This is a genomic window from Huintestinicola sp., assembly GCF_050874005.1.
Lineage (GTDB): Bacteria > Bacillota > Clostridia > Oscillospirales > Ruminococcaceae > Huintestinicola.
Genome location: NZ_JBNMJV010000009.1, coordinates 23,376 through 47,769 on the forward strand (window position 1 = coordinate 23,376; position 24,394 = coordinate 47,769).

Annotated in this window: 27 protein-coding genes and 1 pseudogene; 13 read left to right on the forward strand and 15 right to left on the reverse strand. The window is 42.7% G+C overall.

Going from position 1 to position 24,394, the window contains the following annotated elements; genetic code table 11:
- The first annotated feature begins 103 nt into the window (after positions 1-103).
- A complete protein-coding gene (locus tag ACR0QN_RS04740) occupies positions 104-1,264 on the forward strand; it encodes an XRE family transcriptional regulator (RefSeq protein ID WP_432650048.1) in 1,161 nt (386 codons plus the stop codon).
- A 116-nt stretch (positions 1,265-1,380) separates the two neighbouring features.
- Here the strand turns inward: ACR0QN_RS04740 and ACR0QN_RS04745 are convergent, their stop codons facing one another.
- The 3 genes from ACR0QN_RS04745 to ACR0QN_RS04755 all read right to left on the reverse strand — a co-directional run bounded on the left by ACR0QN_RS04745 (position 1,381) and on the right by ACR0QN_RS04755 (position 4,435).
- Complete coding sequence (locus ACR0QN_RS04745) at positions 1,381-2,031, reverse strand: vWA domain-containing protein (protein ID WP_432650049.1); 651 nt, start codon at positions 2,029-2,031, stop codon at positions 1,381-1,383.
- A gap of 79 nt (positions 2,032-2,110) precedes the next feature.
- A complete protein-coding gene (locus tag ACR0QN_RS04750) occupies positions 2,111-3,115 on the reverse strand; it encodes an O-acetyl-ADP-ribose deacetylase (protein WP_432650050.1) in 1,005 nt (334 codons plus the stop codon).
- A 27-nt stretch (positions 3,116-3,142) separates the two neighbouring features.
- A complete protein-coding gene (locus tag ACR0QN_RS04755) occupies positions 3,143-4,435 on the reverse strand; it encodes an ATP-binding protein (RefSeq protein WP_432650051.1) in 1,293 nt (430 codons plus the stop codon).
- Between the two features lie 242 nt (positions 4,436-4,677).
- On the opposite strand from ACR0QN_RS04755, the gene ACR0QN_RS04760 reads away from it, so the two are divergent.
- Positions 4,678-5,535, forward strand: coding sequence for a TerD family protein (locus tag ACR0QN_RS04760; RefSeq protein ID WP_432650052.1), 858 nt, complete (start codon positions 4,678-4,680; stop codon positions 5,533-5,535).
- 15 nt (positions 5,536-5,550) lie between these two features.
- Positions 5,551-6,255, forward strand: a complete 705-nt coding sequence (locus ACR0QN_RS04765; protein ID WP_432650053.1) for an AIM24 family protein — start codon at positions 5,551-5,553, stop codon at positions 6,253-6,255.
- Positions 6,256-6,341: 86 nt separating this feature from the next.
- On the opposite strand, the gene ACR0QN_RS04770 is transcribed toward ACR0QN_RS04765, so the two are convergent.
- From ACR0QN_RS04770 to ACR0QN_RS04790, 5 genes are all read right to left on the reverse strand, one after another.
- Positions 6,342-6,752 (reverse strand): HI0074 family nucleotidyltransferase substrate-binding subunit, encoded by a 411-nt coding sequence (locus tag ACR0QN_RS04770; RefSeq protein ID WP_432650054.1) that lies wholly within the window; start codon positions 6,750-6,752, stop codon positions 6,342-6,344.
- On the reverse strand, positions 6,739-7,029 hold the full coding sequence (locus ACR0QN_RS04775) for a nucleotidyltransferase family protein (protein ID WP_432650055.1): 291 nt from the start codon (positions 7,027-7,029) through the stop codon (positions 6,739-6,741). The genes ACR0QN_RS04770 and ACR0QN_RS04775 overlap by 14 nt, the downstream gene beginning before the upstream one ends.
- A 122-nt stretch (positions 7,030-7,151) precedes the next feature.
- Positions 7,152-7,424 carry an acylphosphatase gene (locus ACR0QN_RS04780; RefSeq protein ID WP_432650056.1) on the reverse strand — a complete coding sequence of 91 codons (273 nt, stop codon included), beginning with the start codon at positions 7,422-7,424 and terminating at the stop codon, positions 7,152-7,154.
- A gap of 16 nt (positions 7,425-7,440) precedes the next feature.
- Positions 7,441-8,511, reverse strand: coding sequence for a HipA protein (locus tag ACR0QN_RS04785; protein ID WP_432650057.1), 1,071 nt, complete (start codon positions 8,509-8,511; stop codon positions 7,441-7,443).
- Between the two features lie 330 nt (positions 8,512-8,841).
- Positions 8,842-8,976, reverse strand: a complete 135-nt coding sequence (locus ACR0QN_RS04790) for a hypothetical protein (protein WP_432650058.1) — start codon at positions 8,974-8,976, stop codon at positions 8,842-8,844.
- Here ACR0QN_RS04790 and ACR0QN_RS04795 point away from each other — a divergent pair.
- From ACR0QN_RS04795 to ACR0QN_RS04815, 5 genes and pseudogenes are all read left to right on the forward strand, one after another.
- On the forward strand, positions 8,956-9,165 hold the full coding sequence (locus ACR0QN_RS04795) for a hypothetical protein (RefSeq protein WP_432650059.1): 210 nt from the start codon (positions 8,956-8,958) through the stop codon (positions 9,163-9,165). The two genes, ACR0QN_RS04790 and ACR0QN_RS04795, sit on opposite strands and share 21 nt — an antisense overlap.
- Before the next feature lie 239 nt (positions 9,166-9,404).
- Positions 9,405-9,869 carry a hypothetical protein gene (locus ACR0QN_RS04800; protein WP_432650060.1) on the forward strand — a complete coding sequence of 155 codons (465 nt, stop codon included), beginning with the start codon at positions 9,405-9,407 and terminating at the stop codon, positions 9,867-9,869.
- A 17-nt stretch (positions 9,870-9,886) separates the two neighbouring features.
- On the forward strand, positions 9,887-10,195 hold the full coding sequence (locus tag ACR0QN_RS04805; RefSeq protein WP_432650061.1) for a hypothetical protein: 309 nt from the start codon (positions 9,887-9,889) through the stop codon (positions 10,193-10,195).
- 74 nt (positions 10,196-10,269) lie between these two features.
- Positions 10,270-10,464, forward strand: a complete 195-nt coding sequence (locus ACR0QN_RS04810) for a hypothetical protein (protein WP_432650062.1) — start codon at positions 10,270-10,272, stop codon at positions 10,462-10,464.
- Between the two features lie 589 nt (positions 10,465-11,053).
- Positions 11,054-11,233, forward strand: a pseudogene (locus ACR0QN_RS04815) (transposase); the annotation flags it as partial.
- A 62-nt stretch (positions 11,234-11,295) separates the two neighbouring features.
- Here ACR0QN_RS04815 and ACR0QN_RS04820 read toward each other — a convergent pair.
- Together ACR0QN_RS04820 and ACR0QN_RS04825 are read right to left on the reverse strand one after the other, a co-directional pair.
- Positions 11,296-11,715 (reverse strand): hypothetical protein, encoded by a 420-nt coding sequence (locus tag ACR0QN_RS04820; RefSeq protein ID WP_432650063.1) that lies wholly within the window; start codon positions 11,713-11,715, stop codon positions 11,296-11,298.
- A gap of 4 nt (positions 11,716-11,719) precedes the next feature.
- Positions 11,720-12,481 (reverse strand): hypothetical protein, encoded by a 762-nt coding sequence (locus ACR0QN_RS04825; protein WP_432650064.1) that lies wholly within the window; start codon positions 12,479-12,481, stop codon positions 11,720-11,722.
- Between the two features lie 325 nt (positions 12,482-12,806).
- Between ACR0QN_RS04825 and ACR0QN_RS04830 the strand changes: the two genes are divergently transcribed.
- From ACR0QN_RS04830 to ACR0QN_RS04840, 3 genes are all read left to right on the forward strand, one after another.
- A complete protein-coding gene (locus ACR0QN_RS04830; RefSeq protein ID WP_432650065.1) occupies positions 12,807-13,577 on the forward strand; it encodes a MobA/MobL family protein in 771 nt (256 codons plus the stop codon).
- Between the two features lie 220 nt (positions 13,578-13,797).
- Positions 13,798-13,941, forward strand: coding sequence for a hypothetical protein (locus ACR0QN_RS04835; RefSeq protein ID WP_178726174.1), 144 nt, complete (start codon positions 13,798-13,800; stop codon positions 13,939-13,941).
- 116 nt (positions 13,942-14,057) lie between these two features.
- Positions 14,058-15,758, forward strand: a complete 1,701-nt coding sequence (locus ACR0QN_RS04840) for a recombinase family protein (protein WP_432650066.1) — start codon at positions 14,058-14,060, stop codon at positions 15,756-15,758.
- A gap of 60 nt (positions 15,759-15,818) precedes the next feature.
- Here the strand turns inward: ACR0QN_RS04840 and ACR0QN_RS04845 are convergent, their stop codons facing one another.
- The 5 genes from ACR0QN_RS04845 to ACR0QN_RS04865 all read right to left on the reverse strand — a co-directional run bounded on the left by ACR0QN_RS04845 (position 15,819) and on the right by ACR0QN_RS04865 (position 21,862).
- The gene (locus ACR0QN_RS04845; protein WP_432650067.1) at positions 15,819-17,849 is read right to left on the reverse strand and encodes a diguanylate cyclase domain-containing protein; all 2,031 of its coding nucleotides are present in this window, start codon (positions 17,847-17,849) and stop codon (positions 15,819-15,821) included.
- A 178-nt stretch (positions 17,850-18,027) separates the two neighbouring features.
- On the reverse strand, positions 18,028-19,287 hold the full coding sequence (locus ACR0QN_RS04850; protein ID WP_432650068.1) for a M14 family zinc carboxypeptidase: 1,260 nt from the start codon (positions 19,285-19,287) through the stop codon (positions 18,028-18,030).
- On the reverse strand, positions 19,257-20,054 hold the full coding sequence (locus tag ACR0QN_RS04855; protein WP_432650069.1) for a GNAT family N-acetyltransferase: 798 nt from the start codon (positions 20,052-20,054) through the stop codon (positions 19,257-19,259). The genes ACR0QN_RS04850 and ACR0QN_RS04855 overlap by 31 nt, the downstream gene beginning before the upstream one ends.
- A 12-nt stretch (positions 20,055-20,066) precedes the next feature.
- Positions 20,067-21,416 carry an MATE family efflux transporter gene (locus tag ACR0QN_RS04860; protein ID WP_432650070.1) on the reverse strand — a complete coding sequence of 450 codons (1,350 nt, stop codon included), beginning with the start codon at positions 21,414-21,416 and terminating at the stop codon, positions 20,067-20,069.
- 140 nt (positions 21,417-21,556) lie between these two features.
- Positions 21,557-21,862: a hypothetical protein gene (locus ACR0QN_RS04865; RefSeq protein WP_432650071.1), complete on the reverse strand. Its 306-nt coding sequence runs from the start codon at positions 21,860-21,862 to the stop codon at positions 21,557-21,559.
- 220 nt (positions 21,863-22,082) lie between these two features.
- Here ACR0QN_RS04865 and speD point away from each other — a divergent pair, with 220 nt between their 5' ends.
- Both speD and ACR0QN_RS04875 read left to right on the forward strand, forming a co-directional pair.
- On the forward strand, positions 22,083-22,892 hold the full coding sequence (speD, locus tag ACR0QN_RS04870) for an adenosylmethionine decarboxylase (RefSeq protein ID WP_432650072.1): 810 nt from the start codon (positions 22,083-22,085) through the stop codon (positions 22,890-22,892).
- 17 nt (positions 22,893-22,909) lie between these two features.
- Complete coding sequence (locus ACR0QN_RS04875; protein WP_432650073.1) at positions 22,910-24,376, forward strand: aminotransferase class I/II-fold pyridoxal phosphate-dependent enzyme; 1,467 nt, start codon at positions 22,910-22,912, stop codon at positions 24,374-24,376.
- Positions 24,377-24,394: the final 18 nt, after the last annotated feature.

Sequence of the window (24,394 nt, forward strand, 5' to 3'; positions counted from 1 at the left end):
TTATTCAAGCTGAGCTGTTAGTTCACCGGCTAACACTACAAGCATAATTCTTGACAATCCTGTCCATACTTAGTATAATATAATAAAGGAAGAAGGTGTTCGTATGTCATATGTTCGTACATATTATCTCAAGCATTTTGATACTCCATTAGTATTGTTTTCTGCTTGCTTACATACTGCTGATCCGAATATTGAGATCATAGAAGTATATGATGAACATAGTGAGCTTCTCCCTTACGGATTTACTCCGACTAATGATGGGCTTTATAAATGGATAAAGCGAAGGACTATCCCTCACAACAGAGCATATGTTGACAGCTTTCTTGCAAAGTGCGGTCTTTCTCCAAATCGTCCTATGGATATTATTTCCGTAAGCAAGGCGCTGTCTCTGACTGATTGCTACTGGGTGACTGAAGAAGATTCCGATGACACTTTTGCAAGCCTTAATCTCTATGATAATCCTTTTAATACAACACTTGCACATACAGCATTCTCAGGTATCGGAAGCTTGCAGCACAGTGACAGGATAACCAGCCCTGAATTTACCACTAACGGTGCTTTAAGGAAATGCTGGCGACGTGATAAAAACAATATCACAAGACTTTACAAAGGCGGGACCGAAGGAGCAAGCAACACAGGCTTTGAGCCTTACTCCGAATACTATGCATCCAAAATTGCACATGTAATGGGTATCAATGCCATTGACTATAACATTGTCAGCTGGAAAAAGAATATCTGCTCTACCTGTGAAATGTTCACAAGCAAAGAAGTTTCATTCGTTCCCATAGGAAATGTTATAGAAAAATCATTTTACGAAAACATACGTGATTATTATGCCTCCCTCGGAAGTGATTTTCTTGAAGAGTTCTATGATATGATACTGTTTGATGCAGTGATCTATAACACAGACCGACATCTCGGCAATTTCGGATTGCTCGTTGATTCAGCGACCAACAAGATCATCCGTCCTGCACCTATTTTCGATAACGGAAACTCCCTGTTCAATACCGCAAGCCTTGACTCTTTTAACGATATAAAGGATATGACATTGATAAGAGAATTTGCTTCAAGCAGATTTCCGGCATTTTACAATGATTTCGTTCAGACTGCTAAGGAAGTGCTTGATGAACGCAGAACAGAAATGCTGGGCAAAGTGCTTGATATGGATCTGTGGAAATATCAGCCGAGACATAACCTTCCCTTCAAACGTGTCAAGATCATCGAAGCTATGGTCAAAGAGAGGGTAAGAGATCTTCTTAAATAGTTTATAGGGTATAACAGGCATAAGCCTGCTGTACCCTTTTCATTTTTTCTCAAATTTCCCCGAAGCAAAAACAGAGCTGAGGTCGGGAGAAACCTCAGGCTCTGTTATGAAAAAAATTATCCTCTTCTCTTATGATCCGCATCGACTTTTTTTCTCCAGAAAGCGGATTCAGACAGCTTTTTGCCCTTTCTAACGCCGGAAACTGCCATGCACATTGCGTCATACTGTACAGCACAGCCTTCGTGATCGCAGCAGTAATCCACCGCTGTTGCACGACATATTCCCATGCTTTCCGCTGTTTCTGCCGCATCAATGTTTGCACCGAGAAATACAAATTCCCAGCCGTACTTTTCCTGTTGCCTCTTTATCATTTTCTTCACCTTGTCGGCAGTATAACGTCTGCTTGAGTTTTCCATGCCGTCTGTGGTAATTACAAACAGAGTATGTTCGGGCACATCTTCGGAACGGGCATATTTGTGGATATTACCGATATGCTTCACGGCATCTCCCACCGCATCAAGAAGTGCAGTTCCTCCACTCGGACAATAATCCTTGCCTGTAAGCTTTTTAACCTGCTCAACAGGCACTCTGTCAAGCAGAATACGGCTCTCGGTACTGAAAAGTACAGCCGATACCACAGCTTCACCTTCCTCGTTCTTCTGCTTTTCGATAAGGCTGTTAAAGCCGCCCACAGTATCACTTTTCAATGCTTCCATTGAACCGCTCTCGTCAAGGATAAAAACGATCTCTGTTAAATTCTTTTTCATAAGAAATCCCTCCGTATGTTTTATTGTATCTTTATGATACATCATACAGAGGGATAATTGGTCGCATTTCAAGCGACAATTATACGCCTATCAGGCTCTGGTCAAAAGTAAACAGGGTTTCGTTTATTTCCATAATATTATACTTTTTATTTTCAATGAAATATTTTATGATAACATCGAATTTCAGGCTGTTTGAAAGGGTATATCCTGCTTTTTCAAGCAGCTTCTGCGTTTCAAAAATATCAAGCTCAAGAGCAATAGCAAGTGCAACAGCCGTCTGTTTCTTCGGCTTATAATTCACATCACTTCGTATCTTTGAAAAAAGCCTGCGGTCGATATTCGCCTTTTTATATACCTGAACATCGGTCATTCCCTTTTCGTCTATCATACGAAGAAGTGCTTGTGAAAAGGACTCGTCCAATGTATCAAAGTCAAAGGGCAAAGCGTCACAGCACTCAGGTTCCATAGCCTTCGAAAGCTTTTTTCCTTTGGACAATTCAGTCCTTTTGAAATTACTTTGTATGAATGGACTGCGGCTTGCAAAGTCGGAATGTTCTTCTGCGTAATTGTCATCAATATATTTCCTGACATCAGCGATCAGCTTTTCACTGACAGATACGGCACTTTTATCGAATACTACCATAGTAATATCCATTTCATTTTCTTCAAGGAAGTCTGTGATAGCCGATACTGCTACCTCAAGAGCCTTGTCCTTCGGATAACCGTACACTCCCGATGAGATAAGCGGGAATGCTATCGACTCACATTTATAGTCTTTCGCAAGCTGCAATGACTTTTCGTAACAGGAATAAAGCTGTTCTTTTTCACTGTTTTTACCGCCCTGCCATATGGGTCCTACTGTGTGGATTATGTATTTGCAGGGCATTTTATATCCCTTTGTGATCTTGGCATCACCCGTTTCACAGCCGCCGAGGGTACGGCACTCCTTGAGAAGCTCGGGTCCCGCAGCACGGTGAATGGCTCCGTCAACTCCTCCTCCGCCAAGCAGAGAATTATTTGCGGCATTCACAACCGCATCAACCTCTATCTTTGTTATATCATTTCTTATTATTCGAAACGGCATATGATCCACTCCTCATGAAATAATTTTTTAAAGCATAAACGCCGCATAAAGAGGTATTGAAATAACGTCTTCGGTCTTACCGAAATTCTTTTGAGAAAACCTTATTGCGTAGTCGGGAGAGTATTTCTGCCTGAACACACTCAGGCTTCTTGAACGAACGTGGTCACCCTTTTTGACCTCAACAGCATAGATCTTATCGTCCTTTTGAAGAACAAAATTAAGTTCAGCCTGTGAATTGGCTACTGTCCAGTAGTATAGCGGATAGTTTTTTGCCGCAAGCTGCTGGGCAATGTAGTTTTCTGTTACAGCACCCATAAAAATGTTTGATTCACCTGTGATGATCGTATTTACAGACATATGAGATTTGTTTACAAGCAGTCCCACGTCCGACATATATATCTTAAATGAGGTCTGATCTGCATATACGGGCAGCGGCATTGTTCCCTGATCCACACGCTGACATTCCAGAGTAACACCTGCCTGTTTGAGCCATTCAAGCGATGCTCCGAAAATTGTTGAAGAACCGCCTTTCTGAACAACTTTATACTGAAACTTCTTGTTATCCTTAGCAAGCTGTGCGGGAATGGAGTTATAACAAGCACGGATCTTGACTGCTTCGGAATTGTTTGCGTACTTTGTCATATCTGCTGTGTAGCTGTCAATAATGCTGCTCTGAACAAGTCCGGCATCAATATATGAGTTGGTTTCAATATAGGATTTGACAGCTTCGGGCATTCCTCCTACGATAAGGTAATCGTGGTAGAGATCAAGTGCTTTGCGGTGCAGCCCCTCATTCATAGGTGACATTTTAGTATAGCACTCGGTTATCTCATCAATAAGAAAATCATTTCCCGTTGCTGTAAGAAACTCCTCAAAATCCAGAGGGTAAAGCCTTAGAACCATAACCTTTCCTACAGGAAATGAAGTCTGATTTCTGTTTATTGCAACACCGAGCAGACTTCCTGCAGCAGCAATATGATATTCGGGAGCTTCCTCACAGAAGTATTTCAGCGATGTCACAGCACGTTCACAGGACTGTATTTCATCAAGGATAATAAGTGTTTCATTTGGCAGAATACGTTCTCCTGTTTCTGCTTCAAGATACTTTATCAGCTTTGACGGTGATATATCATCATTGAAAATTGAAGCGACCGTACCGTTGCTTTCAAGATTGATATAAACAGTGTTTTTATAGTTTTCCCTTCCGAATTCACGGAGAATAAAGGTTTTTCCAACCTGTCTTGCACCGTTGAGGATAAGCGGCTTTCTGGTCTGCGATTTTTTCCATTCCATAAGCTGCTGTGTGATCTTTCGCTTCATTCTATCATTCCTTCCGGATATAGTCTGCTCTTTTCTTGATAATATTATACCATCATCAAGCTGTTAAGTCAATAAAAATCTGAAAAAACAAGAATAAAATTGAGTTATCTTTATTATCCATGCAGTAAATACATATCCATCGAAAAAATCCTGACAATGAATTTTCTAATCTGTTTTTCATTGACATACAGGAAAAATCTATGTATAATTATTATAACGAAAAAAGTGAAAGGGAGGATTTTGTGTTAAAGATTCCCGAAAAAATACATCAGCCATATACATCACGGGATATTTCGGAACTGAACAAAGTGTACAGCAGCTGCATTGTAAATTCATCTAATGTAAATAGCCTTAACAGAATAACCTCTGACCCGTCCGCACAGAATACGGGAAATGCCATTCGGAATACGCCCCGTCAGAGTGTTCCGCAGAATACGGGAAATGTCGCTCAGACTGTACCCCGTCAGAGTGTTCCGCAGAATACGGGAAATACCGCTCAGAATGTACCCCGTCAGACAGCACCGCTGCCTGTGAACAAGCCTATACCGTCATTCTCCAAGCCGCTGAAAAAAGGCATGAAGGTACCGCTGTTCCCACAGGGAAATGTTTCTCCCATCAAAGCGGGTATCGGCTGGAAGGTCAATGACAGTCGATGTGATGTTGATGCTTCGGCTTTTCTTCTTGGCGTGAATGAAAAAGTCATTTCCGAGGACTGGTTTGTGTTTTACAGTCAGCCTCAGAGTCCCGACAGGAGTATCGTTTACAATATGAGCGATCCCGTTTATCAGAAATCCTTTGATATTGATCTTCATAAGCTTAACAGTGACGTTCAGAAAATCGTTTTTGTTGTGACAATAGATGAAGCACTGAAAAAAGCCTTGAATTTCGGTATGCTAAGCGATGTTTACCTGAAGATGACCGATATTTCGGGCAATGAACTGCTGAGCTTCTGCCTGACCGAATATTACAGCAATGTCACATCAATGATGATAGGTGAGATATATAACAATAAGGGGCAATGGAAATTCAGTGCCATTGGCAACGGTATTGCCCGTGATCTTGAAGGATTATGCAATTTTTACGGAATAGAAGTAATATGATATGGAGGAAATAAAATGATCACATTTGATGTAGTTAATGAGCTTACACTACGGGTAACTTGTAAGGGAACGGATTCCCTGTTTGTCAAAAAAGGCGCTTTTATCGCCGGAGAGTGCATGGGTCAGAAGAATTACACATTTGAAAAGGTACTGCTCGGTCCTCAGCAGGATCTTGGAGCTGCGATTCTCGGCTCCCTTGTGAGAAGAGTGACGGGTGAAAATATCCCTCTTATGAAGGTAAATCTGAACGGAAATTCAGTTACATACTATGCCAGCTACAGTCAGCACGTTATAGTGTACAAGCTTGAACAGGGCGAAACTATATCGGTGGAGTCGGAAAATATCCTTGCATTTACTCCCGACTGTGATTACAGTGTCAGATTCATAGGTGTAGGTGTTCTCTCACAGAAGGGTCTTGCAACAACAACACTCACAGCAAGAGGACCCAATTCCTGCGTTGCTGTACTTTCAAACGGAAATCCTCTCATTATCAGCAATGTGGAAACAGGTGCTTCCTTAGCGGCTGACCCCGATGCGGTCATCTGCTGGGTGGGCAGAGGACATTGCGATCCTTCTGTTACAGTTGATGTGTCATGGAAAAATCTGATAGGTCAGCATTCGGGCGAATCCTATCAGTTTGAGTGGAACCCCGGAAACAGAGTTACCGTAATGATACAGCCCTCGGAAAGAAGCGGCGGTATCAGCGTCAGCATGGACTGATACCAAGGCTTGCGAAAATATCTTCCATTGACACAAAAGCCCTCTGCCTTATGGCAGAGGGTCATATTTTTTGCAGGCAAAAGAGATTATGTCCAATCACTTTCAGCTTCACTAAGTTTTTTCCGTAATGTGTTCTCCAGAACAATAAAAGCAGGGATAAAGCTGTCACGGATAAGAAGAATCATTTCATCAACTTCATCTTCATTATAAACGTGAACTGAGGTGTTACGTTTCTTTAACATCAGTAACCATACAGCAGAGTCATCAACAAACCCCAGCCTATAACCGAGCTGAAGTATCTCTCTGGGCGAGCCTGTTGACGCTTCCTCTGCGCCGTGGAGCTTTAGTACCTCCTGCAAAGCTTTCCACGCAAGTTCAAATGTAAGATTAAACTGACCGATAACGCCTGTCCTGTATATCTCATTATTATCAGCAAGCTTAAAATCTGCATTTTTAAGCACGTTAAGGCAATTTGAAAAATTATCAAGCTTTTTCATAGATCACAATGCCGTACCTTTCTATTTCTTCTTTAAGATCATTGGAAATTCCATGGTCAACATCAACAACGTCAAAGGATAAAAGTGAATGGGTCTTCTCTTTAATATCCCAATAGAATGAATCAAAATCTCCGCCATAAACAGCAATATCTACATCGCTTCTATCCGTATTAGTTCCTTTCGCACGGGAACCGAAAAGAATTACCTTATCAACAGAGTTTTTCAGGGCAAATGCAGTTATATCTTTGAAAACTCTATCCGGAAGATCATATTTCATATACTATTGCCCCCTGTTTCCATTTGAAAAATAAAGTACTTAAATAGCAGAAGATTGTTTATTTCATTATATCATCAATAAAAAATAAAGTCAATAATAATGTATTCATCAGTCAGCATTCTTTATTCGATAATCTCAAATTCATAATCTCCGTGAACGGGAATATTCTTCGATTCGATACGATCAACAGAACCCCATCTGAGACTTTCAAGTGAATCGACAAGGGCATCAATATCCTTTGCCCTTCCCTCAGCCTCCATCTCAACAGAGCCGTCATCAAGATTTCTTACCCAGCCGGATATGCCATAATTTCTTGCAATATAACAGGCTGTGTATCTGAAGCCTACTCCCTGTACATAGCCATGAAAGATAATATACCTGCGTACTTTCTCCATAATGCTCGTCCTTTCCCTATGCGAGAATGCTGTCTATCTGCCTGTATACTATCCTGCTAAGAAGGTCAAGTCGTTCCTGATCGACAGATATTTTTGGATGCTGTGAGAAAGTGAAGCCTTTTAGATTTTTGAGCTCCTGTCGGATATCATCAGTCAACAGTCCCCTTGCGGTGAAAATAAAGTCAGAGCCAATGGACGGTTTTATCTTTTTCAGGTACCAATCAATATTTTTAAGCTGATCATTATCGAGGTCAAAACATAAGGAGCGGTTATTATCAAACACAGGAGCCATTCTTATGACTTCCATAGAGTCATTATCCATAAGCACTCCGAAATTGCCCAAATGTCTGTCGATATTCAGAATAAGGCTGTCGAATATACACATACGTCTGAAAGCATTGCCACTGCCGATACGCTCAAAGTAATCGAGTAATGAAGCTATTGATTTCCCCCCCGTAACTACTCGTCCTGCCTTGACAAGTCCGAAATGCTCATCTGTGAAGAGTCGGCACTTGCTGACAAGCTTATGGTGAAGGAAATCCATATCATAAGATACATACTCATTACAGATGATCTCTGCAAGCTGTGAGGCGAGATATTCCGATAACGGCTCAAGCTCAAATGTGGCACTTCCGCTTTTACAGAGGTAGATCCCGTCAGATTCCCTTACCCAGCATTTTGCGTATGAGCCGTCCGTTCCGAATTCGGGTGAAGTTGATGAAAGATCGGTATCACTTATAGCTCCATCGAATGCGGCATTTGCTATCATTTCATCAAATGAATTGCTGTAAAGGGATACATCTGCCCATTTAAGGCTGCTCCCTTCTTCCTTTACCCAGAAGGTATCGTTGAGAGAAACTGCGTGAGTGACCCGAATAAATCCATCGATATCAGTACAGCCGTATCTTTCAAGCAGCTGCTCAATGTGCTTTCGGTGCTTGGGAGCTTTTCGTCTGTCAAGGAAAGTGAAAAGATCGACATAGCCTAAAGGTCTTAGGTCAGTGAACCACTCAAGCTCGGAAAGCTGAACTTCATCGTATTCATCACGTTCACAGCTGAACAGGAGCCAGGGGGTGTCTTTATTCATAAGAACATATGTCATTTTCTCACTTCCTTAGAATGGATTTATATTGTTATGATTATACCACATATATTTGTGACTGTCAAATATGGCTGATATGAAGCAATCGAATTTCATAATGTTTCATTTATATATTTTTATTATGTATCAATGCTTAATCACATCATACCATTCTGCCGATTGGCGGAACGGTATGATGTGTTCTTTTATTTCCATAAATATATCCTTTTTAAGGAACTAAAAAAGGAACCTTTTATGGGGTGGAATAAGAATTGATATATTCTGCCGAATTATGTAAAATTATGTTGAAGGGAGTGAACGACCACGAATATCGATTTAGACAACCTTGATGAAACCGGTATCTATGAAGCACTTGGCGTTGAAGGTCACGAAGATGATGCGCTTAATGACAGCTATCTCGATCTTTACGAACTTCTGGGCAAAGAAGCTATGCTGAAGCTGTTCAAGCATTTCCGAGGGGACAAGATTGAATGTCCTATGAGAATGTACCGTGCGGAATACATAGCCGACCTTGCCAAGCAGACAACCGACAGACGTGAACGTGCTAAGATTGCCCGTGCGGGTGGATATACCATTAAATTCATTGAGGGTATACTCAGCAAGCGTAAAAATGAAAATGATGGTAAAGGAGAAATGTGAAATGTCAAAGATGAGATTACATCCCAAAAATCATAAAAATTGTATTTTCTGTACGAATTGGATGGGAAATACAGAATTAAGGTTTATAAGTACTATGGTTGGTTATGAATTTGAAGCATCCGCTAAGGGCAAATGTTTACATGGTTCTGAGCACCCTGCTTCTTATGGTTGCACAAGATTTTTTGAGCCAAATAGCCAAGCCAAAAAACTTATGTAAGTGAGTTGTGGTGATATAAAGTATGGGACTATTTGATATACTAGAAAAAGCATATTCCAAATTTGAAGAATATTCCCCACAAGTAATGGATGCAATGATGAAAGAAATGGAAAATATAGAAAAGAAACGAGAAAAAACTGAAAGGAAGATTGATGAAAAAAAAGAAACATATGAGGGATTCACATTAAGGCAGCTAAATAAAAAACTTTCTCTGCTTAAGCCCAAAAATGATCCCAATTACAGTTTGAAAAAAACAGCAATTTCCAGAATAGTCCGAGAACGTGAATGTCAAATTAATCACTATATGAGCGAATACTCTGGATTACCAAGTTCTATCTTGAAATTGGAACGCACGAATGTTATTAATGGCAGAGCCAATTATGGGAATGAGTCCTTCAGATGTCAGGAATTAACTGAAGTTGAAGCTGAAATCAGGTTAATTGCAATAGACAAAATACTTAGTGAAAGAAAAAACGGAGAATATTAATTAAGGAGATGTTAGATATGTTATTTGGTCCAAAGAAACTTCCGAGAATTCCCGGTGATCTTGTTTCCTACATTCAGATTGAAACAGAGGCTATCAAGGATTACAACGATAAGCAGATGATATCCAGCTATTGCCTCAGCAAGCTTAAAACTGTTGAATGGTATATTGATCTGCTTAGACATGGTTCTGAAAAGTATATTGTTCCGCATAGGCGTGAAGAGCTGGAGTATATCCGTGACCAGCTCCGTGCTTGTCACAGAGAGATCATGGCTGTAAAGATCAAAAAAACTAATAGCAGTCCATATCCTAAAGGCTATGAAGGGTGACAGAGCAAACTTTGAATGGGAGAGCACCTGCTCTCCCATTCATGCTATATTTATTCAATAGAGGTGAAACATAAATGAAAAATATTCCTCCTTGCAACAAGTGTCCATATAAACTTGGACTAATCCAGACACTAAAGAATCCATGCCCGCAGTGTAAAATTGAAGGGTATAAAATGATTGATGTATTCAGAAGTCAGACAGGATATTTTGGCTCAGAAGAAATTATACATGAATCAAATAAAAGCAAAAGAATGAAAAATGGGATCTGAAAACGAAACCGTGTAAATGCACTACAAATCTCTGATGACCAAACTAGATTAACTTTGTATGTTTTGGTTCGCCGAAATTATCAATTTAAGTTAATGCCTTGAAACCCTGTTGTATGCAGGGTTTCGGGCATTTTTCTTTTTATTGGGATTTTGATTTTTTTTAGCTGAAATGGCAGTTTTTATTATGGTAAGCATCAAACAACATATCAATATGATTTGCTTTGCCTTCATAGTTTCTTCATACGTAATAAAAAAACAGTAACGCCAACCATAGTATTGTTGCCCATACCGAAATCACATTTTTCTGTGTATCTTACTATAATCATTCATAGCGTTAAAGCGTCTATTCTACGTTGTTTCAGATTTGGGAGACAAATGGGAGACAAATCCATGTCCTTATATCATACTATCTCAAATTCATAATCTCCGTGAACGGGTATATTCTTCGACTCGATACGGTCAACAGAACCCCATCTGAGGTTTTCAAGGAGGCTGAATATCCAACTGTGTAAATGCCAATAATACCCACAAAGAAATTTGGAGGTAAAGAATTATGGCAAACAGAAATCACGGTTTAAGCGAAAAGGAAATGGAGCTTGTAAAGCTTCTCATGGCAGATTGCGAAAGCACAGGAGATATTCAGGCAAAATTAAAGCGATTATTCGCCGGAACTATCGAGCAGATGCTTGAAGCAGAGATGGACGAGCATCTCGGTTATGAGAAAAATTCTGTCCTCGAAAACAACTCCGGCAACAGCAGAAATGGTTACGGTATTATACCATTTTTCTCCTGCTTTGTATAGGGGTTTTTAGAGGTTGCCATATACCTTTTTTAAACAAACTCGTCCATCATCTCAATCAAAGCAAACATAAACTCTTCCTCGTCATATTTATTGAAATCGGGAATCATCTGCTTAATTATTTCAAATCCCGTGTTTGCATATTCTTCTGCAATACCATATACAACATTTGTATCGGTGATCTGATTTTCCTGACCGCTTTTGCGAAGTTCATCAACAGCCACGGAATAAATGAACGACATTAACGAATCCTTGCCTTTGGCAGAGTTTTCAAGGATAAATCCAAGTTTTGCCTTTGAAGGTGTTCTCTCTCCCTTGTTCACTCCGAGAGCAAGAGCTATCATAAAAATATCCGCTCTTTCTCCGTTTGTTTTCATATTAAGCAGATCCACCCTGTCAAAATCTTCTATCAGATCCTTGTACTGAGTTCCGATTGAAAGTCTGTCAGCCATCAGATCACCTCATTTCTGTAGTTATCTCGTCTGTAACAAGCTTTGATACAGTCGATGCTGTACTGTCATTCAGTACCGATTTTATTTCATCCGAATACTCAGAGGGTGTAAACGCAAGAATAATCTGCTTTTTCTTGCTTATATCAAGCAGCACCCGAGCAAAATTCTCTCTGTTTTCATCAGATACACGTCCAACGGGAGTGTCAATGAAAAGGAGATTATCATAACCCGAAACCTCGTGAACAGCAAGAGTAAAAGCAAGTGCAAGTAGTTCCTTTTCCGCTGCCGAACAGCTGTTAAGGCACGATGACATTGTAATCTTATGATACAGCTTCAATCTGAAATTTGCATCAAGTTCTACCCTGCCGTATGTACCCTTTTTCCATATCAGCGCATCAAACAGCTCCATTGTCTTGCCCTCAAGCTGTGTTGTTATATCGGTTACTATTCCATTTTTGATTTTTACAAGCAGATCCTTTGCTCTCTGAACAAATTCGTATTTTTCTCTGATTTCCTTGCACGCTTGATTTGCTGCCAGAGCATCGGAATACTCCTTGTTTTTCTCCTGCAGCTTTTTCCTCATAGACTCCAGCTGTTCCTTATACTTGCCTATCTTTTCACGGTTGGAATCTCTGAGTTTTTCGTTATCTTCTCTCTGATGTGTAGCAGCTTCAATTTCTTCAATGCCTGTTACGGTAGATATTCTCTTGAAAAGGGTATCATTTTCTTCCTGAAGCTTCCCGATTTTTTCATTTGTCTTGTTCAACCTGTCAAACAATGCTTTTTTCGCAGACTCATATGGTGATGGAACTCTGCCCAAGGGATACAAGTGATGGGAAACCTCACAAAATTGATCCTTTAGATACTTTTCTGTCAGCCTTGTCGGTTGAAAGTGAATTTCTTGACAAGATTTCAGAGAAGATCCATCTGGACGAATTGGTGGCGGAATTTTTTGAGTCCTCACCTGAATGTGTAGATGGACAATAACTGATTTGAGAGGTGCCGACCAAATCGGAAGCAGCACGAATACTAAACTGTTTTTAAGATTTGGTCACCGCCTTCCAATATATCTACAGAAAGGAATGATTACAATGGCAAACTACTACTTTGATGCAAGTATCATCAACCGAAAAAATGGATCAGTGACCAGACGGTGCAGCTACATAAGCGGAAAGCGGTTATACGACAGCTACAAAGGAGAGCACTGCTACAACGAAAGGCATGATGTGGTCTATTCCAACATATACCTGCCGCATGGTGTTCCCGATGAGTATAACGACATGCAGACCATATGTACAAAGCTTGAAGAGGCAGAACACCGCAGAGATGCCCGTACTGCCCGCTGCTTTATCGGTTCTCTGCCCAATGAATTATCAATTGGCGATTGGATACGTATTGTAAGCGAATTCGTAAAACCAAATTTTACGGAACACAATCTATGTTCAATTGCCGCAATTCATAGGGGTGAGGATATCTTTGACCCATCGAGGAATAATCCGCATGTACACATTGTTGTATCAACCAGAACAATTGATGCTGACGGTTTCAGCAAAAAGAAGTTCCGTGAATATGACAAGCCCATTTACATAATGCACTGGCGTGAGCATTGGGCTGATGTACAAAACAGAGCCTATGAGCGAAATGGTCTGGACATACGTGTCAGCCACGAAACGCTTGAAAAGCAAGGTATCGACCGTGAACCTGTAAAACACCTTTCCTTAATTGACTGGCAGAAGGAACTGCGTGGAGAACATACAGAAGCAGGCGATGAAAATCGTTTAATAAGGAAACGAAATCAGGAACGTTCTCGTCAGGCGGAGCTGCAGCGTGAGCTTGAATCTGAAATTGATATATATCGTTAATTTTGGCAGTCTATGCCGTATATAAGAGTTTCGATTCCATTATGAGCTGCAACGAGATTACGATTTAAAGATAGCAGATTTTTATTCTTGCTTTCGTATTAAGTAAAGATATATTTATATATTATCAGATTGAGGTGAGGAAAAATGTTCAAAATATATTACTCTGAATCCCGGAATATATTTTCCAAAACAGAGAAAAATAACCTCAGGAGGTATATTTATGACAACAGAAGAAAAAGCGGATAAGCTCTATCTGAAAAAGCTTACCCTCAAAGCCTGGACGATGATACTCCACAAGCAGGGTAAAATCAGTCTCGCCAAATGCAACAAAATGATCGCAATGATCGAAAAGCTGGCGGCGTAATAATGGGCAGGAGCTATCCTGCCCTTTTTTCACAAAAACATACGAAACGTCTTGACAAAAAGCGTTTGGTATGGTAACATCAAAATATAACCTATGATACATACAGGAGGTTCCTTATGGATATATACGAAGCCGCCAACAAAATGAAATACGAGCAGAAAAACATCTTTGACCTTAAACTGAGAGTGACCTTTTACGCCCGTGTTTCCACCACAAAAGAGGAACAGGAAAACTCTATAGAAAATCAGATAACCTATTTCACGGATTTTATAAAGAATAACAAAAACTGGACCTATGTCGAGGGCTATGTTGACCGTGTACGAGGAGAGTACGCCGTAAACCGAGTCAACTTTATGCGAATGATCGAGGACGGCAAGGCAGGAGTGTTTGACCTTGTTCTTACCAAAGAGGTCAGCCGATTTGCCCGTAACACTATCGACAGCTTGACATATACCCGTGAGCTGCTCCGAGCAGGAGTCGGCGTTTTCTTTCAGAACGATAATATCTGCACCATCGACACCGACAGCGAGCTGCGTCTCACAATAATGTCAAGTATCGCCGCAGATGAAGTCCGCAAGCTGTCCGAGCGTGTCCGCTGGGGGCATAAGCGTGCTATTGAGAGCGGCAATGTTATGGGAAATAACCGCATTTTCGGCTATGACAAAAAGGACTGCAAGCTTGTCATAAACGAAAGCGAAGCCGAAATGGTACGCCTGATATTCGAGGAATATGCCACAGGCAAATACAGCGTCCGCAAGATAGAGGATATATTGTACAACAAAGGCTACCGTGGACGAAACGGCACACGGATACACCACAACACCATTTCGGGCATAATCCAGAATCCCAAATACAAAGGCTACTACTGCGGCAACAAGGTAAAAATAATCGACTACCGCACCAAGGAGCAGCGTTTTCTCCCCGAGGACGAATGGGTAATGTACAAGGACGAAACGGGCGAGATAGTCCCCGCAATCGTCAGCGAGGAGCTTTGGGATAAATGCAACGAGATATTTAAGGCAAGAAGTGCCGTAGTAAAATCCCGTGAGCGTTCCCTGAAAGACAAGAGCGTTTTTACGGGGAAAATATTCTGTGCCGCCGATGACAAAGCCTACTGGCGGACAAGCTATTCAAACAGCGTTTCCAAGGGCAAGCCCATATATCAGTGGATATGCAGCGAAAAACGCCGCTTTGGTGCAAAAGCCTGTGCCTCCTTTTCAATTCTGGAATCAGACCTTTATCAGATGCTTTCCGAGCATTTCAAGGACATTGCCGAAAATATCGAGGACTATGTTGATACCTTCCTCAAAATCTATCGTGAAGCTGACACATCTTCAACCACACAAAAAGAGCTTGACTCCCTCAGAGCAAGGCTTGAAAAGGAAAAAGCCAAGCGAGAAAAGCTCCTTGACGCATACACCGAGGATCTTATCACCAAGGCGGAGTTCAAAGAGAGAAACGACGCTTCCAATATCACTATCAACGATCTTGAAGAAGAAATATATGCCATAGAGAAAAAGGCAGCCGAATCGGACGATTATGTCCGTGAGCTTGAAAAAATCGAGAAATACTTCAAGGAAATGTACAGCCCCGACAGAGATATGACACGTGAAGAAGTGGACGAAATGGTGCTCACGATAATCGACAGGATAAACGTCATTCCCCGGAATGAGGAATGTATGAAGCTGGAAATCAAGCTGAAAACAGGCGCAAACCGTGATGTTACCTATGTCAGGGGACGTAATATAAACGGTTGTCGTTCGGGACACATCTGTAAGAAAATGATCGACAACTACAAGCAGGGTCTCAACGGCTAAGCTTTAGCCTATAAAAAAACGGAGTCATTCTTTGTGAATGGCTCCGTTTTGTATTATAGTTTAAAATGTGCTGTCAAAGGTGGCATTAGTTTCCACAATGTCGATCCTTGTCTCGCTGCCCGCATAAGCGAAATTTGATTTTCCGCTCTTTTTGATCTTATACATAGCCCCGTCTGCCGCTTCAAGAAGCTCAGCGGAATTAGAACCGTTTTCACGGAAAAATGCAATTCCAATACTGCAATGGATATTGAAATGCAGCTCGGTAGACTCGGAAACAAATCCCTCGTTCAGAATACTGATAACCTCTGCCGCAGCCTTTCCAGCGTCTCCGATAAGGGTAAGATTTGTGAGACACATAACAAATTCGTCACCGCCCAGACGTCCTCCGAAGCCTCGCTCGTAGGTGACCTCCTTAATGGTATCAGCCACAAATTTAAGCACCTCATCGCCGCACTTATGACCATACTCATCATTAAAATGCTTGAAATCATCCAGGTCTATGAACATAAGTGCGTCAAGACTTCTTCGTGAAAAGGACTCGTTCATCTCCTCGTCAAGAGTACGCAGGAACGTAGGACGGTTATAAAGCTGGGTAAGAGCGTCAAAACTTGCCTTCTGAATAAGAGTGATAGCGCTCTTTTTCTCCTTGTCGATATCCACAAGCAGACCGATTATCTTTGAAGGAGCGCCTGTCCTGTCAAAGAATTTTTTTCCCTTGACTCTTATCCACGAGAAATCCCCGTAGAGATTTTTCATACGGTACTCGCCTTCCCACTTGTCTCCCTGAGAAGAAACAATGGCGTCAAGATCGTCCTTGTAACGCTTCATATCGTCCTTGTGAATTTTCATTTTGTAGAGGAAGCTCTCTCCTATGGAATCGTCCTTTGCACGGTAGCTGAACTTCTGATTGAAATTATCTGATACATAGACCTTGAAGGTCTTGAGGTTTATCTCAAAAACCACGTTATCCATCATCGAAACAACGGTCCTGTAACGCTGCTCGCTCTCGAAAATGCTGTCAAACATTGCATTGAACTCGGTGCTAATCTGACCGAATTCATCATTGGAGTCAAGATCAAGGCGAACGTTTACATCGCCCTTGTTTTTCTGAGAAATTACGCTGATAAGCTTTTTGATAGGTTCGGTAAATACATAGCAGACAAAGATTATCGCTGCCGCCGCAATTATTGTAATGGCAATGACTGCCGCCTGAACGCCGGATATGGAAGAAGCAGCAGCCTTTTCGGCGACCTCAGACTCAAACATACTTACAACACTCCAGCCCCCGTTGTAAATCGGAGTTCCGAAAACGTAGCAGCCCTCTGTTTCCTTTACCACCGTAGCGCTGCCGTTTGTTTCGCCGTAATACGGTATTGCTTCAGGAATACTTTCGGCTATTGTACGGTATTCCACAACGTCCTCAAGCTTTCTGGGATTGCTTACGCTGCCCGAAATATATTTTCCGCTTGAATCCACAATAAGCGAAACAGCAAAATTGCTGTAGCCTGTGATCTTCAGCATATCTGCCGCTTCCTCAAGGCTCACCTTCTGGACCGCCACACCGACCTTTTTATTTTTGGGCGTATATACCCGGCGGCAGGCATAAAAATAGCATTTATCTGCAGCAGAGGGAGGATATATAGCCGATATTCCGCTGTTTGTGCCCGAGAATGAGATATAGTCGGCAGCATTTTCATCAAACTGACCGATCTTATCCTTGTTGTAAGCTGCAAGTATCGTTCCGTTGTCGCTTACAACAAACATATCGGTAACAGCGCTGTTCCGGAGGACAGTATCTCGGATAAGCTCATTTACATAGTCAAGTTCTTCATCTGAGTGTGCGCCGTAATATTCGTGCTCCGCAAATTCCCTTACACCGTTGTCGGAGGTGAAGCCTTTCTGGGATATGATGAGATTTCCGAGAAATTCATTCAGATATGCAGCCCTGTCCCCGTTTATTATCTCGAGAGAGCTTATCTGACTGTTGACTACCGCCTTTGCAGACCTTGAAGAGTATACCGCAGAAACCACGATCATTGGTATGATAAGTATAATAAGCATAAACCCTGCAAGCTTAAATCTTATCTTCATTTCGGCGGACATTCCCTTCTTCTGCGGATTGAACAAAGCTTTGCCGTGTCCCTGCATAGTTATAGTTTAATTTTACCACAAGTCCAAAAAATTGTAAATATCTTTTAGCATTTTTTCATACATCAAATCATTTTTCGTTATTTGTCACAAATATTTTAAGATATTTTCGGCATAATGATTATTCGTACATATCCATCAGCACAGGAACAAGCCTGTAATTTTTCCTGAATATCTCGGGATATTCGGAAATATCAAGGGGGCACTCGCCCTTGCCTATCTCAATAAGGATAGGAACTGTTTTTCCGCCGCCCTTTGCGATTATCCTGTCACAAAGCCCCGCACATGAGGTCTTGTCATAAGGATTAAGCTTGTACCCCGTCATATCGGATATAAGCTTTGCTTCGGCATAGCACCTGCTTCGGAAATTTCCCTGCTGAGCGTAATCCCACCATACTAACGAGCCTGTTGCGTGATAGCTTATCACCGTTACGGGATCTGAGAGCGAACCGATAAGCTTTGTTATTGCCTTGCTTTCAGCCTCGGACTCGGGCGATTTTCCCTTATATCCCCAGCCCGAGGCGCATTTAAGCTCCTCTGCTATTCCCCATTTTCCGTTAAAGTTGCGATTGATGTCAACACCGTGAGCATTGGCTTTCCATCTTTCATAGTATAGTTCTTCGGAATAAGCGGTATAACCGTATGTCACCGCATTTTTGTACATTACAGCCACATTTTTTCTCAGCTGCGGATTTCTCAGTCCCTTTGCGCCGAACTGGCTTATAGTTACTCCGTCGGGATTTAGCATTGGGACAATATGTACCTGAAAGTCCTCAAAATAATCGGAGAAAAGCTTTCCATTATAAGATTTTCTGTTATATCCCTGCAAATAATACTCCGCCATATCCATCACCAGCAGACAGGTCATATATTCCCTTCCGTGGCAGCCTGCCTGGATAACGATCTGCTTGTCAGCCTTATCGCTGCCTATAATAATATCGTAAATCTTTCTCTTATCTGCGGTAGTTCCGATGACTTCTGCTCTCACAAGCTTGGGATAAGCCACAATAAGCTTGTCTATATCCTCACACATATCATTATAGGAATATTCCGGGTCGGTGTTGTCAACTATCTTTTCGGATTTTTTCTTTTTGTTATCCGAATGCTGCTTTTCGTTTTTTTCAGACTTATCTGCACCGTCTCCGGAGACGCTCAGGGGTGACACATATCCTGCAGGAGTTGTCTGCTCCGCTGTAATATTTTTCTGAACAGGCTCTGTTTCGGCAGCAGGCGCTTCGGTCTCTTGAGGAACTTCCTCGTCCTCAAGGATATTCCCCGTATTTCCCCAAACTCCGCCATAGCCGTAAACAGTACAACCCGCCGAAATAACTGCAATGACCGACAAAACCGTCAGAGCGGCTTTTCCGAAAAAATTTCCCATAAAAAGACCTCGCACCCTAATTTCGCATACCAGTTATATAAATGTGTATAGTGAATAAAGCAGCCTTCACAGCCTCTATTTTTTAGCTCTTCCATTGCAAGAGCCACCATTTTAAGTCCTATGCCCTGTTTTCTGAACTTCGGAACTGTACCCACACAGCCCACGCTGCCCGTTCTTCTGCCGTCCGAAATAAGACAGGTCTCATCATCTCCTAAAATGCAGAACGAAGCAATTTCACCGTTTAGATAACCGCAGAAGACCTCGCAACCGTCAAAATACTGCACCCAGTCCACGTCAACAGCCGTCACCGCCGCTTTCAGCTCTGGACATACCGGACATATACGAAATTCCACACCCTCGGGAACGGGAATATCGTAATCTGCGGAGCAAAAATCCGAAAGACTCCTCTTCATTTCCGCACAGCCACCCGTTTTTAAATATCCAAGCCTTTCCCAGAAGGGACAGGGAGCGTCAATACTCTCTGTGGGAACACCGATAAAAAGCCCCGAAGAAAACCCGCCCGCAAAAATTCTGTCATATCCCCTGCTTTGAATTATCTCCTCCGCTCTGCGGACAAGTCCCGTTCCTATTCCCTGCCTGCGAAAATTTTCCGGAACGCATACAAGCCGAAGCTCGTTTTCCTTTATCAAAGCAAATCCCCTGTCCCCGTCCTCTATAGCTTCACAGCCGCCGCAAAGCTTCTCAAATGCGTCACGGCAAAGAGGTATCTGAGGAAAACATTCTTTAAATAACAAATATCTGTCCATAGCACGTCTCCTTTAAATCAAAGCATTTTTCTCCTTCTCCGAAAGCTCCCTTGACACCATAACAGCAATGGGTATGGAGACCGCCGCACTCAGCACATCTGCCGCCGCCTGAGTTATCTGTATGCCGAAGAAGCCGAAAGCCGCCGACAGTATATACAATAGAGGGATAAAGAAAAGCCCCTGTCTTGCAATTGCAAGTATAGTTGCACGCACCGTCCTGCCCATATTCTGCATTATCATATTTGTCATAACACATACGCCCTGCAGCGGAGCCGTAAGACATTGAAAACGCAGTATATCAGTTCCTGCCTGAACTACTTCAGGGTCGTCTCTGAAAAAACGGATAAGCTGAGGCGCAAATGCATACACCACCGCACCGAACACCGCCATAAACAATGTAGAGACCTTTATGCAGAAAAGATAGACCTTTCTGACCCGTCCGAACTGACCTGCGCCGCTGTTAAATCCGCAAACGGGCTGAAATCCCTGCCCGAAGCCGATGACCACCGATCCGCCCAGCATAACTATCCTGTTCACCACCGAAATAGCTGCGATCGCAGCAGGACCGTACACTACCGCCGCACGGCTCAGACATACGGAAGCAACGCTCATTATGCCCTGCCTGAAAAGTGAGGGCGAGCCGAATCTGAACAAAGCCTTGATTATCTCCTCAGAGGGCTTGAAAAGGGGCATTTTAAGCTGAAGCCTGCCGCTCATTTTAAGAAGTATAACAAAGGAGACCATCTGACTTATGACCGTAGCAAGCGCCGCCCCCCGAACCTTCATTCCCAGAACAGAAATGAAAATGGGGTCAAGAATAACATTCAGCACCGAGCCGCCTGCCATACCTATCATACCGTAAAAAGCGCTGCCTTGAAAACGAAGCTGATTGTTCATAGTAAATGAAGCCATCTGAAAGGGCACACCTATAAGCAGTACGGAAATGTATTCAAGAGTGCTTTCCATAAGTATCTCGTCCGCCCCGAGAAAAGCCGCCAGCTCTCTGTCAAAAATAAGACCGAATACCGCAATGACCGTTCCCGTCAGCAGAGAAAGCACCGCCGCCGTATCGCCCATTACCGCCGCAGAACGTGTGTCCCCCGCTCCAAGCTTTCCGGACATATAGTTGCCCGAGCCGTGACCGTAGAAAAATCCAAGCGCCTGTATGATGTTCATAAGGGGCAGAGCAATGCCCACAGCCGCCGTAGAAACGGTGTCAAGCCTGCCCACGAAAAAGGTGTCCGCCATATTGTAAAAGGCGGTTATCATCATTGTAATAATAGTCGGAACGGCAAGCCGGCACACCAGAAGTTCAACAGGGTCGCAGAGCATCTGCCGTCTTTTTTCCTCCGCAGAGATCAAAGCTGTCCTCTCCCTTGATTTTACATATTTATATAATTATAACATTTTTTCGTATTTTGATAAACGGAAAATTTATTAACTTAAAAATAAAATTTATGTAAACAATACGGGACAGACAAAAACATCTGCCCCGCAAAAAATCACATATCCTGCAGATCCGCTGCCGTAATGTCGTTTTCCAGATTATCCCTTGCAAGATCGTTGTCTATCGTAGAATAAACCGAGGAAATGGGCTTCTCAGCCTTTTTTTTCGAGTAAGGAACATTGTTCCTCGAGTGAGGAACAGTGTGGTATACCTTAAGCTCGGGGGAATGAGTTCCCGCAATTATTGGATTTGCCCTTTCCCTGCCGCTTTTCGCCTTGCCCGAAAGCTCCGGAACGGGCGGAGTGCCGTTTTTATGCTCCGTTTCATTACTGCTGTACCGTCTCATACCTTGCTTTGCCATATTTTATTCCAGCCTTTACCAAAAATTTTCGGCTTAAAATAAGCCGTGTATGCAGTATTTCCGAAAGACATTTATATATTCCGTTTGAGAAGTCACAAAACTTTTTTTGCAATTCTCTTGACTTTTTTGACGAATAAGGTTATTATATATAATGTGTAATAGTGTACAAACTTTTGTTATCCCATTTTTGGAATAACGGGAGAATATTTCCGAAAGGAACGTGATGTTAGGGTTGAACGATAAGCTCAAGCTTTATGGGTTTAATAACCTTACCAAAACTTTAAGCTTTAATATATATGATATCTGCTATGCCAAGAGTCCGAGGGAGCAGCAGGATTATATCAAGTATATCGACGAGCAGTATAATTCCGACCGTCTCACAAAGATACTCTGTGATGTTACCGAAGCCATCGGCGCACACGTGCTGAATATATCCAAGCAGGACTACGAGCCGCAGGGTGCGTCGGTAACTCTCCTTATCTCCGAGGAACACATCTCCAAGGAGGATATGGACGAGTCCTGCAATATGAGAGGCGTTCCCCAGAAACAGGATATTGCAGGCCATCTTGACAAGAGCCATCTTACCGTTCATACCTATCCCGAATTTCACCCCGATAACGCAATAACCACCTTCAGAGTGGATATTGACGTTTCCACCTGCGGAGAGATCACCCCTCTGAAATCTCTCGATTATCTTATCGGCAGCTTTGATTCGGATATCATCACCATAGATTACAGAGTAAGAGGCTTTACCCGTGACGAAAAGGGCAAAAAGCTCTTTATCGACCACGATATCACCTCTATCCAGGACTATATCGCCAAGGAGACCCTTGAAAGGTACGACGCTATAGATATAAACGTTTATCAGGCGAATATCTTCCACACAAAGATGATGATAAAGGAAATTTTCCTGCAGAATTACCTTTTCAACACCGACACCTACGAGCTTGCCCCTAAGCGCAGGCTTGAGATAAACGACCTTCTGAGACGTGAAATGATAGAGATATTCAGCGGAATGAATATCTTCTGATCATTGGTATTTTATGAATGGGGGTAATCACCTTGGATCAGAACAGAGCTCCTATTTACGAAGCACTTAACAGATACAACGAAGCGAGAGTGGTTCCCTTTGACGTGCCGGGACACAAGCACGGCAAGGGAAACCCAATGCTTACAGAGTTTCTCGGGCAGACCTGTATGAACGTTGACGTAAACTCAATGAAGCCCCTTGATAATCTCTGCCACCCCGTTTCGGTGATAAGAGACGCAGAGCGGCTTGCCGCCGAAGCATTCGGGGCAGGTCTCTGCTTTTTTATGGTAAACGGCACCACTTCCTCGGTGCAGTCAATGGTGCTTTCGGTCTGCAAGGAGGGGGATAAGATAATCATTCCCCGAAACGTCCACCGAAGCGCAATAAACGCAATGATAATAAGCGGCGTAAAGCCCGTTTATGTAAATCCCGGAGTAAACCGCCGTCTCGGCATACCCCTCGGTATGGGCGTAAAGGACGTGGAAAAGGCAATTCTCGAAAATCCCGATGCAAAGGCGGTTTTTGTCAACAATCCCACCTATTACGGAATATGCTCCGACCTTAAAAGCATAGTAAAGCTTGCTCATTCCCACGGAATGAAGGTGCTTGCGGACGAGGCACACGGCACACACCTTTATTTCGGTGAAAATATGCCCATATCCGCAATGGCTGCAGGGGCTGATATGGCGGCTGTGTCTATGCATAAAACAGGCGGCTCTCTCACCCAGAGCAGCTTTCTTCTTGTGGGCAAGAACACCGACCTTACCGAGGGTCACGTAAGAGCCATAATCAACCTTACCCAGACCACCAGCGGCTCATATCTCCTGCTTTCCTCCCTTGATATCGCAAGAAAATACTATGCCACTCAGGGCAAGGAGCTTTGCGCACAGATAATCAAATCTGCGGAATACGCAAGAGAAGAAATAAACAAGATAGGCGGCTATTACGCCTACTCCGACGAGCTTGTAAACGGAGACGATATCTACGCCTTTGACAAAACAAAGCTGTCAATATATACCCGTGATATCGGACTTGCAGGCATTGAAGTATACGACCGTCTCCGAGACTCCTACGATATTCAGATGGAGCTTGGCGATATCGGCAATGTCCTTGCCATAATCTCCCCCGGCGACCGCTGGAAGGACATCGAGCGCCTTGTTTCAGCCCTTTCAGAGATAAAAAGACGCTTCGGCAAGGACAGCGCAGGACGAATTGACCACGAATACATAAATCCTCAGATAATCCTCTCCCCCAAGGAAGCCTTTTACGGCGAGCAGGAGGTGCTGCCCATAATGGAAAGCGCAGGGCGGATATCCTGTGAGTTTGTAATGTGTTATCCCCCGGGCATACCCATAATCGCCCCAGGCGAGCTGCTAACCCCCGAAATACTCGAAAATATCGACTACAGCAAGAAACGGGGCTGCTTTATGACGGGTACCGAGGATATGAATATCGAGAAGATAAGAGTTATCAGGCAGGATTAAAAGTAATCAGGCAGGATT